General features: G+C 57.0%; 14 protein-coding genes. 12 read left to right on the top strand and 2 right to left on the bottom strand.

Going from position 1 to position 15,524, the window contains the following annotated elements; all coding sequences use genetic code 11:
* Positions 1-136 precede the first annotated feature (136 nt).
* The 7 genes from ACFCTO_RS04900 to ACFCTO_RS04870 all read left to right on the top strand — a co-directional run bounded on the left by ACFCTO_RS04900 (position 137) and on the right by ACFCTO_RS04870 (position 8,158).
* Positions 137-1,285 carry a cysteine desulfurase family protein gene (locus tag ACFCTO_RS04900; RefSeq protein ID WP_499876470.1) on the top strand — a complete coding sequence of 383 codons (1,149 nt, stop codon included), beginning with the start codon at positions 137-139 and terminating at the stop codon, positions 1,283-1,285.
* Entirely contained in the window at positions 1,282-2,361 is a 1,080-nt protein-coding gene (mnmA, locus tag ACFCTO_RS04895) for a tRNA 2-thiouridine(34) synthase MnmA (RefSeq protein ID WP_292261813.1), read from the top strand. Before ACFCTO_RS04900 ends, mnmA begins: the two co-directional genes overlap by 4 nt.
* Before the next feature lie 20 nt (positions 2,362-2,381).
* A complete protein-coding gene (gene lepA / locus ACFCTO_RS04890; protein ID WP_337371652.1) occupies positions 2,382-4,184 on the top strand; it encodes a translation elongation factor 4 in 1,803 nt (600 codons plus the stop codon).
* The gene (gene hemW / locus ACFCTO_RS04885; protein WP_499876469.1) at positions 4,181-5,305 is read left to right on the top strand and encodes a radical SAM family heme chaperone HemW; all 1,125 of its coding nucleotides are present in this window, start codon (positions 4,181-4,183) and stop codon (positions 5,303-5,305) included. The genes lepA and hemW overlap by 4 nt, the downstream gene beginning before the upstream one ends.
* A 98-nt stretch (positions 5,306-5,403) precedes the next feature.
* On the top strand, positions 5,404-5,583 hold the full coding sequence (gene rpsU / locus ACFCTO_RS04880; RefSeq protein ID WP_020311403.1) for a 30S ribosomal protein S21: 180 nt from the start codon (positions 5,404-5,406) through the stop codon (positions 5,581-5,583).
* Positions 5,584-5,609: 26 nt separating this feature from the next.
* The gene (locus ACFCTO_RS04875; RefSeq protein WP_499876468.1) at positions 5,610-6,092 is read left to right on the top strand and encodes a GatB/YqeY domain-containing protein; all 483 of its coding nucleotides are present in this window, start codon (positions 5,610-5,612) and stop codon (positions 6,090-6,092) included.
* Between the two features lie 164 nt (positions 6,093-6,256).
* On the top strand, positions 6,257-8,158 hold the full coding sequence (locus ACFCTO_RS04870) for a type I glutamate--ammonia ligase (protein ID WP_299722975.1): 1,902 nt from the start codon (positions 6,257-6,259) through the stop codon (positions 8,156-8,158).
* Between the two features lie 241 nt (positions 8,159-8,399).
* Here the strand turns inward: ACFCTO_RS04870 and ACFCTO_RS04865 are convergent, their stop codons facing one another.
* Both ACFCTO_RS04865 and ACFCTO_RS04860 read right to left on the bottom strand, forming a co-directional pair.
* Entirely contained in the window at positions 8,400-8,903 is a 504-nt protein-coding gene (locus ACFCTO_RS04865; protein WP_020310699.1) for a hypothetical protein, read from the bottom strand.
* Between the two features lie 25 nt (positions 8,904-8,928).
* Entirely contained in the window at positions 8,929-9,684 is a 756-nt protein-coding gene (locus ACFCTO_RS04860; protein ID WP_292260674.1) for an exodeoxyribonuclease III, read from the bottom strand.
* Between the two features lie 177 nt (positions 9,685-9,861).
* Here ACFCTO_RS04860 and ACFCTO_RS04855 point away from each other — a divergent pair, with 177 nt between their 5' ends.
* From ACFCTO_RS04855 to wecB, 5 genes are all read left to right on the top strand, one after another.
* Entirely contained in the window at positions 9,862-11,499 is a 1,638-nt protein-coding gene (locus ACFCTO_RS04855; RefSeq protein WP_499876467.1) for an alpha-D-glucose phosphate-specific phosphoglucomutase, read from the top strand.
* Positions 11,500-11,621: 122 nt separating this feature from the next.
* Positions 11,622-11,894, top strand: a complete 273-nt coding sequence (locus tag ACFCTO_RS04850; protein ID WP_014016854.1) for an ACT domain-containing protein — start codon at positions 11,622-11,624, stop codon at positions 11,892-11,894.
* 11 nt (positions 11,895-11,905) lie between these two features.
* Positions 11,906-13,264 carry a PFL family protein gene (locus tag ACFCTO_RS04845; RefSeq protein WP_020310702.1) on the top strand — a complete coding sequence of 453 codons (1,359 nt, stop codon included), beginning with the start codon at positions 11,906-11,908 and terminating at the stop codon, positions 13,262-13,264.
* A 27-nt stretch (positions 13,265-13,291) separates the two neighbouring features.
* A complete protein-coding gene (locus tag ACFCTO_RS04840) occupies positions 13,292-14,329 on the top strand; it encodes a glycosyltransferase family 4 protein (RefSeq protein WP_481325148.1) in 1,038 nt (345 codons plus the stop codon).
* Between the two features lie 39 nt (positions 14,330-14,368).
* Positions 14,369-15,514: a non-hydrolyzing UDP-N-acetylglucosamine 2-epimerase gene (gene wecB / locus ACFCTO_RS04835; protein ID WP_292260668.1), complete on the top strand. Its 1,146-nt coding sequence runs from the start codon at positions 14,369-14,371 to the stop codon at positions 15,512-15,514.
* Positions 15,515-15,524: the final 10 nt, after the last annotated feature.

The raw sequence follows: 15,524 nt of genomic DNA, 5'->3' as shown, positions 1-15,524 counted from the left end.
TACGAATCATGAACCACGAACCACGAGCCACGAGCCCTTAGCCACTAACCACTAGCCACGAACACAAGCCTATGGTATTATAAATAATAGGCTATTTTTTATAGCTATTTTGTCAACTTTGGAGTCAAAATCATCAATGAAACGAATTTATTTAGATAACGCGGCAGCGACGCCGATGGACCCGCGCGTCTTGGACGTCATGATGCCGTATTTGACGACGGCTTACGGCAATCCGTCGAGCCTTCATTATTTCGGCCAGCAGGCCCGGTCTGCCGTCCAGACGGCGCACAGCCAGGTCGCCCACTGCCTGGGCGTCAAAGGGGAAGACCTGGTCTTCACCAGCGGCGGCACGGAAGCGGACAACCTGGCCATCCTCGGCTTCCTGCGGGCCAATTATCCCCACGGCGGCCACCTGGTCACGACGGCCGTAGAACACCACGCCGTCCTGCGGACTTTCCAGGCCCTGGAAGGGAAGGGCTATGACGTTACTTATGTCCCTGTCGAAGCCGACGGCCGGGTCACAGCCGACGCTGTGGCCCAGGCCCTGCGCGATGATACGGTCCTTATTTCCGTCATGTATGCCAATAATGAAACGGGCATGGTCCAGCCCATCGACGCCATCGGCGCCCTGGCCCGGCAGAAGGGCATCGCCTTCCACGTCGATGCCGTCCAGGCCTTTGGCTACGTGCCTATCCGGCCGCTGGAACAGGGCATCGACATGCTCACGGTCTGCAGCCATAAGATTTACGGCCCCAAAGGTGTCGGCGCCTTGTACATCCGCCACGGACTGCAGGTCGCTGCCGAAGCCTATGGCGGACCCCAGGAACACCGCCTGCGGGCGGGCACGGAGAACGTCGCCGCCATTGCCGGCTTCGGCAAGGCTGCCGAACTCCTGGAGGCCGAACGGGACGACCGAGTCCGGGCGGCGCGGCGCCTGACCGATGCCGTCTATGACCAGCTCATCAAAGGCGACGCCCGCTTCCACCTCAACGGGCGGCGCAACCACGTCCTGCCCAACATCATCGACTTCAGCGTCGACGGCGTGGACAGCGCCATCCTGCTCATCGCCCTCGACCTGCAGGGCCTGGCCGTATCGGCTGGTTCGGCCTGCGAAGCCGGTGCCGTCGAAGCGTCCCATGTCCTCCAGGCCATGGGCGTCGAGGACAAATGGCTGCGCAGCAGCATCCGCCTGTCCGTAGGCAAAGAAAATACCTTAGATGAAATCGAAGCAGCCATCGCCATCATCGGCGACGCTGTCCGTAAAAGCAGAGGAGAGTCACTATGAAACGAGTTGCCGTAGCTATGAGCGGCGGCGTCGACAGTTCGGTCACGGCCGGCCTTTTGAAACAGCAGGGGTATGACGTCATCGGCATTACCCTGCGCCTGTGGGAAGAAGACCCGGCCTGCACTATCGACAACGTCCACGCCTGCTGCTCCCTCAGTTCCGTCGACGATGCCAAAGCCGTCGCCTCGGTCCTGGGGATTCCCCATTATACCCTGGATTTCCGCGATATCTTCCGGCGCGACGTCATCGATTACTTCGTCGATGCCTACGTCCACGGCAGGACGCCCAATCCCTGCATTGCCTGCAATAAATTCATTAAATTCGGTCTGCTCTGGGAAAAGGCCAAGCAGTTCGGTGCCGACTTCCTGGCGACAGGCCATTACGCCCGCATCGTCAAGGACGAAGGAACGGGAATCTATTCCCTGCTCCGCGGCACAGACCGCCGCAAGGACCAGTCCTATGTCCTCTATCAGCTGACACAGGACCTGCTGCCCCATCTCTTATTCCCCATGGCCGGCCTGGAAAAGGCCCACACGCGGGAACTGGCTAAAGAATGGGGCCTGCCGGTCTTCAATAAGCCTGAAAGCCAGGATATCTGCTTCATCCCGGACAACGACTATAAGGGCTTCTTGCAGCACGAACGCAAGGGCATCTTCAAGCCCGGCGACTTCGTCGACCAGAGCGGCCGCGTCATCGGCCGCCACAAGGGCATTGCCGCCTACACCATCGGTCAGCGCCGGGGATTGAACCTCGGCGGTCCCGGCGGTCCGTATTATGTGACGGCCCTCGACGTGGCCCATAACCGGGTCGTCGTCGGCTCGGAACAGGATTTGTTCTCGAAGACTGTCCATGCCGGTGAAGCGACGTGGGTCGAACAGGCACCGTCCGCACCGTTCCGGGCCCTGGGCAAGATACGCTATGCTGCCCGTGAAGCGGCCTGCACGGTCTATCCCGACGGCGACAGCCTGCGGGTCGAATTCGACGATGCCCAGCGCGCCGTCACGGCCGGCCAGGCCCTGGTACTTTACGACGCCGAAACAGGCGAACGCGTCCTGGGCGGCGGCGTCATCCAATAGGAAAAAAGAGGAGGATTCCTGTGTCTACAGATCATATCAGAAACTTTTCAATCATCGCACATATCGACCATGGCAAATCGACGCTGGCCGACCGGATGCTGGAAATGACCGGCACCGTGCCCAAAAGGGAAATGGAAGACCAGCTCCTCGATACGATGGATCTCGAACGGGAACGGGGCATTACCATCAAAGCCCAGTCGGCCCGTCTCATTTACGATGCCAAAGATGGCAAACAATATACGCTCAATCTCATCGACACGCCGGGGCACGTCGACTTCAACTACGAAGTATCGCGCAGCCTGGCGGCCTGCGAAGGGGCCCTGCTCATCGTCGATGCCACGCAGGGCGTCGAAGCCCAGACCCTGGCCAACGTTTACCTGGCCCTGGAACACGATTTGGAAATCATTCCCATCATCAATAAAGTCGACCTGCCCAGCGCCGACCCGGACCGGGTCTGCAAGGAAATCGAAGACGTCATCGGCCTGGACGCATCGGACGCCATCATGATCAGCGCCAAGACGGGCTACGGCGTCGACAAGGTCCTGGAAGCCATCGTCCAGCGCATCCCGGCACCGGCTGACGAAGGGGACAAGCCCTTGCGGGCCCTCATCTTCGACTCCCACTTCGATGCCTATAAAGGGGCTATCGCCAACATCCGCATCATGGAAGGCAGCGTCAAGCCGGGCCAGCGCATCCGCATGATGGCGTCGGGCAAGGAATTTGAAGTCATCGAAACGGGCGTCTTCCTGCCCCAGATGCATCCCGTCCCGTCCCTGGAATGTGGCAGCGTCGGCTATCTGGCAGCCAGCATGAAGAACGTCCGCGACTGCCGCGTCGGCGATACGGTCACTTTGGCCGACCATCCGGCTAAAGAAGCCCTGCCGGGCTACCGCAAGGCCGTGCCCATGGTCTACTGCGGCCTCTACCCGGTCGAAACGAACGACTACGACAACCTCCGCGATGCCCTGGAAAAGCTCCACCTCAACGATGCGGCGCTGCTCTTTGAACCGGAAACGTCGTCGGCCCTGGGCTTCGGCTTCCGCTGCGGCTTCCTGGGCCTCCTGCACATGGACGTCGTCCGCGAACGGCTGGAACGGGAATACAACCTGTCCCTGATCACGACGGCGCCGTCGGTCATTTACCACGTCTACTGCACGGATGGCACCATGGTCGAAGTGGATAACCCGTCGCAGATGCCGGACATGACCAAAATCGACCACATCGAAGAACCGCTGGTCAAGACGACGATCATCATCCCCAAGGACATGGTCGGCACGGTCATGGAAATCTCCCAGAACCGCCGCGGTCAGTACGTCACCATGGATTACCTCGACGACACGCGCGTTTCTTTGATCTACAACCTGCCCCTGTGTGAAATCCTCTACGACTACTTCGACGTCCTCAAGTCGGCGACCCGCGGCTATGCGTCCCTCGATTATGAGCTCAACGGCTACCAGTCCTCGCCAATGGTCAAAATGGATATCCTCATCAACGGCGACGTCGTCGACGCCCTGAGCGTCATCGTCCACAAGGATTTCGCCGCCCGCCGCGGCCGCGCTCTGGTCGAAAAACTGCGCAGCCTCATTCCGCGCCAGCTCTTCCAGATCCCCATCCAGGCCGCTGTGGGCAATAAGATCATTGCCCGCGAAAACGTGGCAGCCCTGCGCAAGGACGTCCTGGCCAAGTGCTATGGCGGCGATATTTCCCGTAAGCGCAAGCTCCTGGAAAAACAGAAGGAAGGCAAGAAGCGCATGAAACAGTTCGGTACCGTCGAAATCCCGCAGGAAGCCTTCATGGCCGTCCTCAAAGTCGACGAAGAATGACGCTGGGCCTGTACGTCCACATCCCGTTCTGCCGCCATAAATGCCTGTACTGTGACTTTCCGTCCTATGCCGGCCTGGAGCGCTACTGCCAGGGCTATGTCGAAGCCCTGTGCCGGGACATCGCGGCCTCGCCCTATGCCGGGGAAGGGGCTGATACGGTCTACGTCGGCGGCGGTACGCCGTCGATGCTGGAAGCCGGCGACGTCAGCCGCATACTGAAGACCCTGCGGCAGACCTTCTGCATTGCCAGCGATGCGGAAATCACGATAGAAGCCAATCCAGACAGTCTCGATTATGATAAGGCCGCGGCTCTGGCCGATTGCGGCGTCAACCGCCTGAGCCTGGGCGTCCAGTCCTTTTCCGACGCCATGCTGGCCTTTCTGGGCCGGGTCCATACGGCAGCCCAGGGCGAAGCGGCCATCCAGGCGGCCTACGCGGCCGGCATCCATAATTTGTCCCTGGACCTGATGTACGGCCTGCCCGGCCAGCGCCTGGCCGACGTCCGCCGCGACGTAGAGCGCCTTTCCCAGCTGCCCGTGGTCCACGCGTCCATTTACAGCCTCATTGTCGAAGACGGGACGCAGCTCAAGGCGGGCCTGGAAAAGGGGACATGGCACCTGCCGCCTGAGGGGACGGTGGAAGCCATGGGGAAGGCCGTCCACGATGCCATGCACGGTTATGGCTTCCATCACTACGAGATTTCCAGCTATGCCAAAGGGCCTTTTGAGTCGCGCCATAACAGCAAATACTGGACTTATGAGCCTTATATCGGCTTCGGCGTATCGGCCCATTCCTTCGATGGGACGACGCGCTGGGCCAATGTAGCCAACATCCCGGCGTATATCCATAAGGCCGGCAGGGCGAGTGTCGTCGCCGAATCTGTCGCCATCGACGCCAAACGGGCCGTCGAAGATTACTGCTTCCTGGCCCTGCGCCGCCGGGTCGGCATCGATTACGGCGATTATGCCAGGCGCTTCGGGAAATCCATCGAAGCCGACTTCGGTCCTGTCATCGACGGCCTCATCCGCCAGGGCCTCCTGGAGCGCACCGAGCGGGGCTGCTGCCTCAGTGAAGACGGTTTAGGATATGGCAATTATGTATTCAGTAAATTTATACGCTGAACCTCAGAAATTGTTGACAAATGACACTAATCTGAGTATAATTTCATTGTGTGCAGTAAAAGCACTCCCTATCATACCTTGGAGGGAGGGATAATAGAATGGCAGAAATCAGAGTTGGTAAAAACGAAACGTTAGACAGCGCACTTCGCCGCTTCAAACGTTCTTGCCAAAAGGCAGGTGTTCTTTCCGAAGTACGGAAACGTGAACACTACGAAAAACCGAGTGTACGGAGAAAGAAAAAATCCGAAGCAGCACGGAAACGGAAGTACAGAGCATAATCGTCAAATGTAAGAAGGGTGATAGCATGTCTCTTAAAGAAGAACTGCTTCAGGACATGAAAGCGGCCATGAAAGCCAAAGAAGCCGGTAAAACGGCTTTATCCGTCATCCGCATGGTCCGTTCGTCCATCCGCAATACGGAAATCGACGGCAAATGCGAACTCGATGACGCTGGCGTCGGTGCCGTCATTGCCAAAGAAATGAAACAGCGCAAGGAATCGTTGGCAGAGTTTGAAAAGGCAGGCCGCAGCGACCTCGTCGAAGAAACGAAGGCCGAAATGGCCGTACTGGAAAAGTACATGCCCAAACAGCTCACAGCCGATGAAATCCGCCAGATCGTCAACGATGCCGTTGCCGGTCAGAGCGGTCTCAAGATGGGCGACGTCATGAAGCTCGTCATGCCCAAGGTCAAAGGTAAGGCCGACGGCAAGCTTGTTTCACAGGTCAAAGGTAAGGCCGACGGCAAGCTTGTTTCACAGATTGTTCGAGAAATTTTACAAAATAATTAGTTTTGTTAGATTTTTCTAAAAAATCTATTGACAAATAGACTAATTAATTGTATTATTTTAGCATGAATTTGAAAATAAAATAAGTCATGAAACAAGAGTCAAAGAAGACTCCGAACCTTAACCACAGGGGCGGAGTCTTTTTTTCACCCAAAGGAGGAGTCATGATGGCTAAAGATGATTTAGTATATGTAATCCCTGCAGGTCAATATGGTAAAGAAGGTGTGCTGGCTTTACTCGAACAGCACCCGGAAATTAAATTTGTATCTCTCGTAGGCATCGACCTCGCCGGTAACGATACGGACGAAAAGATTCCTATCAGTGTATTCTTCGATGAATACGATAAATTCTTCAATGCTACGGCTTTCCAGACAGACGGTTCTTCCGTTGTCCTGCCGGGCATCGCTACCTTGTCCAATGCTCGTGTCGACATCAAAGCCGACCCCGGCGTCGACTGGTTCGTCGATTACAATGACGGCAACATCGATCCGGAAACGGGCAAACCCGTCGGTACGCTCCGTATCCCGAGCTTCCTCCGCCATGCTACGGGCTTCATCGACTCCCGTTCCATCCTTCGCAACACCTGCGACTACGTAGGCGACCAGATTTTGGCTCTTGTCAAGAAATACGGCATCAAAGGCACGTCCATCAATCCTGATGACATCGAAAAGATCGTCTTCACGACGGCTACAGAATTGGAATTCTGGGTCAAGACCCCGAGCCAGGACGTAGCTACCCGCCTCTTGTCGGCATCCCAGAAGATGCAGGAACAGTACTGGCAGCGTACACACGGCGTCGTCCGCACGGCGCTTGAACAGACCGTCGAACGCCTTGAAAAATACGGCCTCGAACCGGAAATGGGCCATAAAGAAGTCGGCGGCGTCAAAGCCCAGATTGACGATTCCGGTAAATTGACCTTCGTCCTCGAACAGCTCGAAGTCGACTGGAAATACGCCAGCGACCCTGTACAGACAGCTGATAACGAAATCGCTGCCCGTATCATCGTCCGCGAAGTCTTCCGTGAAAACGGCCTCGAAGTCACCTTCCAGGCTAAACCGATCCACGGCGTTGCCGGCTCCGGTGAACATACTCACTTCGGTATCGGCGCTATCATGAAGAATGGCAAATTCGTCAACCTCTTCAACCCGGATGACATGAAGAGCGAATTCCTCTCGGCCATCGGCTACGGCGCTATCATGGGTATCCTCAAACACTACGAAGTCATCAACCCCTTCGTATCGTCGACGACGGACTCCCTCAACCGCTTGAAACCGGGCTTCGAAGCTCCTGTCTGCATCGTTACGGCTCTCGGCGGCGAAACGCCGGACGTTCCGACTCGTAACCGTTCCGTCCTGGCCGGCCTTATCCGTGACATCGCCAGCCCGGCAGCTACGCGTTTCGAACTCCGCGCTCCCAACCCGTTCACCAATACGTACATCGCCATCGCTATGGGCTACCTCGGCGCTCTGGACGGCATCAAATACGCTCTCTCCAGCGGCAAATCGACGGCTGAACTCCTGGCTGAACTCTCCAAGAAACCGGGCGAAGACGCAGATTACCTGGAAAAAGACCGGGCATACCGCTCCGAAGTCGACGTCTTCGAAAACTTCAGCGACGAAGAACGCAATGCCATGTTCGGCAAAGCTCCGCGTACGGTATGGGAAAACTTCAAAGCCCTTACGACGTATCCGGAAAAACTGGACGACCTCGCTTGCGACGCTTTCCAGAAACGCATCATGGAATCCTTTAAACTCGGCGCTCTCAGCCGCTGGGCACTGGAACTCCAGTACCGCATCATTCCGGAAAACCTCTCGAAAGTCATCGCTGCCGAACAGCTCCATGCTGATGGCGACAGCAATGCCCTCGAAGTCGAACGCTGGACCAAGATCAATGCTCTCCGCACGGAATTAGGCCGCGACACCGAAAAGAGCCTGTCCATCTTCTCCAAGATCAAACAGGCCCTGGCTGCTGACGACTACGATACCGCATCGGACCTCATGGTCGAAATGAGCGACAAAATGGATCAGCTCACCGACATGTACTACGAATATTCTCATAACGCTTTCTAATATATCGTTTGGATGTAAAAAGGAGCTGTCGCATTGCGACAGCTCCTTTTTTCGGTCCCTTTGGACCATCGTAGGGGCTCGCACGTGGCGAGCCCGCCGTGAATCCTGTGTACAGCCCGTACTGTCTGTGTGACGATGCAAATCAGGCGTGCAGGTACAGGCGGCGTTGTTGCGTTGCGGGATTCCCACAAGCGGGCGCCCCACGTGGCGCCCCTACGATGCGGCCTGCGAACTGCGTCCTTTAAAAATGGAAGGTCACGCCGGCGCCGACGCCGTGTTCGTTGTCGCCGTCTTCGGGCATGTAGTTATGGTAATTGACGTTCAGGCCCCAGCCGAAGGCGATGTTGTAATTGAGGCCGGCCTGGGCTTCGGCAAAGTGCGAGCCCTTGACGTAGGTCGCATAGGGCTGGAGGCCCAGGATGTGCGGCGCAGCGACGCCGATGCCGCCGTAGAAGGACGTCGAGCTCGACTGCTCGTCGATGTTGTTGCGCCAGCCGCCGAGGAGCTGGACTTTCGAGCCGATAACATTGTATTTGGCATAGATGTCGTTCTGGTTGCCGTACTGGTCGCGGTCGGCCCGTTTATAGCCGATGGTCGTCCGCGGCAGGACTTTGGCTTCGGCGTACTGTTCTTTCGTGCCGACGCCGAGGCTGACACCGGCTTCGGGCAGGACGGACAAGGCAAAGGCCTGGGGCAGGGCAAAAGCCGTGCAGGCCAGTAAGGCTGTGGTCAATTTCTTTAACATACGTATCGCTCCTTTGCGAAAAAAATCATTTCAATTCCAGACCGACCGGGCAGTGGTCGCTGCCGGTGATGTCGGTGTATATGGCGGCTTTTTCCAGCCGGTCGTCGAGGTCCTTCGTAGTCAGGAAGTAGTCGATGCGCCATCCGGCATTGTTCTGACGGGCTTTGAAACGGTAGCTCCACCACGAATAGATGCCCGTCACATCGGGGTAGAAGTAGCGCCACGTATCGGTGAAGCCCGCCGCCAAGAGGTCTGTCATCTTCTGCCGTTCTTCGTCGGAGAAGCCGGCGTTCTTATGGTTCGTCTTGGGGTTCTTGAGGTCGATTTCTTCATGGGCCACGTTGAGGTCGCCGCAGACGATGACCGGCTTGTCCCGGTGCAGTTCCAGCAGGTACTGGCGGAAGTCGTCTTCCCATTTCATGCGGTACGGCAGGCGGGCCAGTTCGCTCTGGGAATTGGGTGTATAGCAGGTCACGAAGTAGTATTCCGGGAATTCCAGGGTGATCAGGCGCCCTTCGTGGTCGTGCTCGTCGATACCCATGCCGTAGCGGACGGACAGGGGAGACAGGCGGGTGAAGATGGCCGTGCCGCTGTAGCCTTTGCGGTCGGCATAGTTCCAGTATTGTTCATAGCCCGGCAGGTCCAGGTCGATCTGGCCGGCCTGGAGCTTCGTTTCCTGCAGGCAGAAGACGTCGGCGTCGAGGGCTTGGAACGTATCCATGAAGCCTTTCTTCATGGCAGCCCGCAGGCCGTTGACGTTCCAGGAAATAAATTTTGTCATGCAAATCACCTTTCTTCCTTATATATCTAGGATATTGATACATTTTTTGTTATAATGAATGTAAACTATAACAATGATGACGTACAGCCATGGGGAGTGGGGGATGGAACCCCGCATACTCGTCCTTATTGTATAAAATCGCTGTGCGATTGTCAAAATAATGAAGCAGGTGATAGTATGGCAGTACATGAATTGGCAGGTACCAAAGTAAGAAAAGAAGACTACATTGATTTGAAAGCCATCGCTGCGGCATATCATACGACGCATCCCGATGTGGCGGATCCTCATCAGCAGGTCCGTTTCGGCACATCAGGCCATCGCGGCCAGGCCGGCAACGGCAGCTTTACTCAGGACCACGTGGCGGCCATTACCCAGGCTGTCTGCAACTTCCGCAAGCAGTTCGGCGCCGAAGGGCCGCTGTTCGTCGGCGAAGATACCCATTATCTGTCGAAACTGGCTTATGAAACGGTCTTGTCCGTCCTGGCAGCCAACGGCGTCACGGCCTACGTCGACAGCGTTGGCGATTTCGTGCCGACACCGTCTGTCTCGCGGGCCATCCTGCGCTATAACAGCCATCGTGAAGACCGCCTGGCTGACGGCCTGATCATCACGCCGTCCCACAATCCTCCGGAACACGGCGGCATCAAGTATAATCCCATCACCGGCGGCCCGGCTGGCTCGGATATCACCAAGGCCATCGAAACGGAAGCCAACCGTCTCCTGGCCGGCCACAACGAAGGCGTCCAGATGATGGCCTATGACCAGGCCAAGGACAGCCGCTTCGTCGTCCCTTACGATTACAAAGGCCTCTACGTGGCCGAACTGGACTCCATCATCGACATGGATGCCATCCGCGACGCTAAATTGCGCATCCTGGTCAACGCCCTGGGCGGGTCGGGCATGAACTACTGGCACCAGATTTCCGACACGTACCACCTGGACCTGGATTTCGTCAACGATACGTATGACCCGCAGTTCACCTTCATGAATTACGACCACGACGGCAAGGTCCGCATGGACTGCTCGTCGGCCTATGTCATGTCGGCCGTCACCGGCCAGGCCGCAGACTATAACCTCATCCTGGCCAATGACCCGGACTACGACCGCTTCGGCATCGTCTCCGGCGCGGAAGGCATGATTTCGGCCAACGCCTTTTTGACCGTCGCTGCCCATTACCTCATGACGCACCGCAATTTCGAAGGCCTGGGCATCGCCAAGACCGTCGTCACGACGGATATGCTCGCCCGGGCAGCCAAGCTCCTGGACATCCCGCTCTATGAAGTCCCGGTCGGCTTCAAATATTTCGGCCCCCTCTATACAGATGGCAAGATCGCCTTTTCCGGCGAAGAAAGTGCCGGCGGCTCGTTCATCGCCAAAGACCGCAGCGTCTGGACGACTGACAAGGACGGCATGATCATGTGCCTCCTGGCCGCTGAAATCCGCGCCGTCACGGGCAAATCGCCCATCGAATATTACAACGACCTCTGCGAAAAACTGGGCCGGCCGTACACCGTGCGCAGCGATGCGCCGGCGACGCTGGAAGAAAAAGACAAGATCAGCGCCCTCACCGAAGCCGACGTCACGGAAAAGACCTTGTGCGGCAGCCCCATTACGGCCGTCCTCTCCAAGTCCCCGTACGGTGATTTCGCCATCGGCGGCGTCAAGATCACGACCGACGACGGCTGGGTCGCCGCCCGCCCGTCCGGCACCGAAGACCTGTACAAATTATACGCTGAAAGCTTCGTTTCGCCCGACCAGGCCGGCAAGCTCCTGGAAGAAGGCAAGGCCCTCATCAGCAAGGCATTGAATAAATAGGCCCCATATAGGGCAGTTTGTCGTCAATTCTATCATTTCGTATGCAGACAGTGGAATTCAGTACGCTACCTGTGCTATAATAGGGAAGCATGGAATTTAATAACGAAAAGGAGTGGACAGCTGTGAAAGTTGTAATCACCGTAGTTGGCGTGGACCGCACTGGTATCATCGCCGCCGTCAGCCAGATCATGGCAGAAAATAAAGTCAATATCTTGACGATCAACCAGGTCATCTTGGATGGTATTTTCAACATGGCCATGATCGTGGACATGGATAATTCCGACATTACCTTAGATACCTTACAGGATTTGCTCAAACAGAAGGGCGATGCCCTCGGCGTTGAAATCCGGGCGCAGAACCAGGCTATTTTTGACGCAATGCATCGTGTAGGCTAAGGAGAAATGATATGCTGACAATCCAAGACGTACTTGAAACGAATCAGATGATTCAAAAGAACAACCTTGACGTCCGCACCATTACCATGGGCATCAGCCTCCTCGACTGCTGCGCCAGTGACGGCAAGACCTTGTGCAATAATATTTACGATAAAATCACGAAATACGGTGAACACTTAGTCGAAACGGGGGAAGCCATCTCCCGTGAATACGGCGTGCCCATCATCAATAAGCGCGTCTCCGTGACGCCCATCAGCCTCGTCGCCGGGGCCAGCGACCTGACGAGTTACGTCGACATCGCCCGGACCCTCGACAAGGCAGCCAAAGAAATCGGCATCAACTTCATCGGCGGCTTCTCGGCCCTGGTCGAACGGGGCATGAGCAAAGGCGACCGCATCCTCATCGACTCCATCGCCGAAAGCCTGGCTGTGACCGACCTCGTATGCAGTTCCGTCGCCGTCGGCTCGACGAAGGCCGGCATCAACATGGATGCCGTCGCCGAAATGGGCCGCGTCTTCAAGGACCTGGCCGAACGGACGAAGGACCAGGATGCTTTAGGCTGCGCCAAACTCGTCGTCTTCTCCAATGCCGTCGAAGATAACCCCTTCATGGCCGGCGCCTTCCACGGCGTCACCAATGGGGATTCGTGCATCAGCGTCGGTGTCAGCGGCCCGGGCGTCGTCAAAGTCGCCCTGGAACAGGTCAAAGGCCAGCCCTTTGACGTCGTCGCCGAAACCATCAAGAAGACGGCCTTCAAGATCACCCGCGTCGGCCAGCTCGTCGCCATGGAAGCGTCGAAGCGCCTCAACATGCCCTTTGGCATCATCGACCTGTCCCTGGCTCCGACACCGGCAGTCGGCGACAGCGTCGCATCGATTTTGGAAGAAATGGGCCTGGAAAGCTGCGGTGCCTGCGGCACGACGGCAGCCCTGGCGCTCCTCAACGACGCCGTCAAGAAGGGCGGCCTCATGGCTTCGTCCCGCGTCGGCGGCCTGTCTGGCGCCTTTATCCCTGTCAGTGAAGACAAGGGCATGCTCGAAGCTGTCGGCCGCGGCAGCCTGAGCCTGGAAAAACTGGAAGCCATGACCTGTGTCTGCTCGGTCGGCCTCGACATGATCGCCATCCCCGGCAATACGCCGGCCTCGACCATTTCGGCCATCATCGCCGACGAAGCGGCTATCGGCATGATCAACAACAAGACGACGGCCGTCCGCGTCATCCCCGTACCGGGCAAGGACGTCGGCGACAATGTTGAATTCGGCGGCCTCCTCGGCCATTGCCCGATCATCAATGTCAATAAATACAAGTCAGATGAATTCATTGCCCGCGGCGGCCGCATCCCGGCGCCCATGCGCAGTCTGACGAACTGATAGATTAATGGAAAGTAGGCGTGTGTTGTGCTCCAATATGTTGTACCCTTTGTAATTGCATTAGTCATTTCTTATCTCCTGACGCCGAGCGTCAAGAAACTCGCTATCAAGATCGGCGCCGTGGACCGGCCCAATGCAAGAAAGGTACATACTCATGTCATCCCGCGGCTCGGCGGGCTGGCAATCTATATCGGCTTCATGGCAGCCGTCTTGTTCTGCGTGCCTTTGCAGCATGAACTGGTCGGGATGCTCCTGGGCTGCACGGCTATCGTCGCCGTCGGCATCTGGGACGACATCTGCAATATCCCGGCCAAGGTCAAGCTCGTCGGCCAGATCCTGGCCGCCTGCATCCCCATCGCCTTTGGCATCCAGATCGAATGGCTGACCAATCCTTTTGGTGATATCATCGTCCTGCCGGAAATCATTGCCATTCCCGTGACGATTTTCTGGATCATCGGCTTTACCAATACGGTGAACCTCATCGATGGTCTCGACGGCCTGGCAGCCGGCGTCGCCTTCATCGCATCGATTTCGATGTTCCTCCTGGCTTATAACCTGAACCAGTTCCTGCCGGCTCTGGTCATCGTGTCCATGGCCGGGGCGGCTCTGGGCTTCTTGCAGTACAATTTCAACCCGGCCAAGATCTTCATGGGTGATACGGGCAGTATGCTCCTGGGCTATACCCTGTCCGTCGCCGCCGTCTTAGGCCTGGTCAAGACGGCAGCCACCGTGGCTCTCGTCGTACCCATCATCGCCCTGGGGCTGCCGATCCTCGATACGACGTTTGCTATCATCCGCCGCAAGATGAGCGGCGTTCCGATTTTCCAGCCTGATAAGGGCCACCTGCACCATCGCCTGCTGGCTCTGGGCATGACACAGAAGCAAGCCGTATTAATAATGTATTTTGTCAGCATGATTCTCGGCATCGTAGCCCTCTTTGTAGCCAACGTGAGCTATAAGACGGGTATCGTGACTGTCCTGGTCGTTCTTGCCGTCATCATTTATTCGGCAAAACGCATTGGCATATTGCGCAAATCAACGACCGATTCTACCCACAAACAGTAGTGGGTGGAATCGGTTGTCTTATAAGGAGGTTTTTTTATTATGATCAAGGTAATGACTGTATTCGGTACGCGGCCGGAAGCCATCAAGATGGCCCCTGTCGTACTGGAATTGCAGAAACATGCCGACCGGATCCAGACCATCGTCGCCGTTACGGCCCAGCACCGTCAGATGCTCGACCAGGTACTGGATCTCTTCCAGATTACACCGGACTATGACCTGGATATCATGTCCCAGGGGCAGACGCTGTACGACATTACGACCAAGTCCCTCATGGGCCTGAAAGACGTCCTGGCCAAGGAAAAGCCCGACCTGGTCCTGGTCCATGGCGACACGACGACGACCTTTGCCGGCGCCCTGGCCTCGTACTACCAGCAGGTCCCGGTAGGCCACGTCGAAGCCGGTCTGCGGACAGGGGACATCTATTCGCCCTTCCCGGAAGAAATGAACCGCAAGCTGACCGGTGCCATCGCAGCCATCCACTTCGCACCGACAGCGACGGCCAAGGCCAATCTGCTCAAGGAAAATGTAAACCCTTCTCATATTTATGTGACGGGGAATACCGTCATCGACGCCTTGATGACGACCGTTGCCGGCGACTATGACTTCGGCGACGACCTGAAGGACGTCGATTTCCATAACCACCGGGTCATCCTCCTGACGACGCACCGCCGGGAAAACCTGGGTGAACCGATGCGCCATATCTATAAGGCCCTGCGCCGCATCATCGAAGAGATTCCCGATACGGAAATCGTCTTTCCCGTCCATCGCAATCCGCTCGTGCGCAAAGTCGTCGAAGAGGAACTGGCCGGTGTCGACCGCATCCACCTCATCGACCCCATGGAATATGAACCCTTTGCCAATCTCATGAGCCTGAGCAGCCTGGTCCTGACCGATTCCGGCGGCATCCAGGAAGAAGCGCCGTCTCTCGGCAAGCCCGTCCTGGTCCTGCGCAATACGACCGAACGGCCTGAAGCCGTCGAAGCCGGCACAGTACGCCTCATCGGTACGGACAAGGACGTCGTCTACGCTGAAACGAAGCGCCTCCTGACCGACCAGGCCGCTTACGATGCCATGAGCAACGCCGTCAATCCCTATGGCGACGGCAAAGCGTCGCAGCGCATCGTCCAGGCCATCCTCCACGCCTTTGCCGGGGAAGAGGCCGTTCCGGATGATTTTAGCCGCTAAGTATTGTCTG

Source organism: Megasphaera indica (assembly GCF_046614755.1).
Classification (GTDB): domain Bacteria; phylum Bacillota; class Negativicutes; order Veillonellales; family Megasphaeraceae; genus Megasphaera; species Megasphaera intestinihominis.
The sequence above is the reverse complement of the archived record's forward strand: the minus strand, read 5'-3'. Positions and strand labels throughout refer to the sequence as shown.

Excerpts from the sequence above, each read along its gene's own strand:
- ACFCTO_RS04900 (WP_499876470.1), top strand. The coding sequence starts at position 137 with ATGAAACGAATTTATTTAGATAACGCGGCAGCGACGCCGATGGACCCG.
- mnmA (WP_292261813.1), top strand. The coding sequence starts at position 1,282 with ATGAAACGAGTTGCCGTAGCTATGAGCGGCGGCGTCGACAGTTCGGTC.
- hemW (WP_499876469.1), top strand. The coding sequence starts at position 4,181 with ATGACGCTGGGCCTGTACGTCCACATCCCGTTCTGCCGCCATAAATGC.
- rpsU (WP_020311403.1), top strand. The coding sequence starts at position 5,404 with ATGGCAGAAATCAGAGTTGGTAAAAACGAAACGTTAGACAGCGCACTT.
- ACFCTO_RS04875 (WP_499876468.1), top strand. The coding sequence starts at position 5,610 with ATGTCTCTTAAAGAAGAACTGCTTCAGGACATGAAAGCGGCCATGAAA.
- ACFCTO_RS04870 (WP_299722975.1), top strand. The coding sequence starts at position 6,257 with ATGGCTAAAGATGATTTAGTATATGTAATCCCTGCAGGTCAATATGGT.
- ACFCTO_RS04865 (WP_020310699.1), bottom strand. The coding sequence starts at position 8,903 with ATGTTAAAGAAATTGACCACAGCCTTACTGGCCTGCACGGCTTTTGCC.
- ACFCTO_RS04860 (WP_292260674.1), bottom strand. The coding sequence starts at position 9,684 with ATGACAAAATTTATTTCCTGGAACGTCAACGGCCTGCGGGCTGCCATG.
- ACFCTO_RS04855 (WP_499876467.1), top strand. The coding sequence starts at position 9,862 with ATGGCAGTACATGAATTGGCAGGTACCAAAGTAAGAAAAGAAGACTAC.
- ACFCTO_RS04845 (WP_020310702.1), top strand. The coding sequence starts at position 11,906 with ATGCTGACAATCCAAGACGTACTTGAAACGAATCAGATGATTCAAAAG.
- wecB (WP_292260668.1), top strand. The coding sequence starts at position 14,369 with ATGATCAAGGTAATGACTGTATTCGGTACGCGGCCGGAAGCCATCAAG.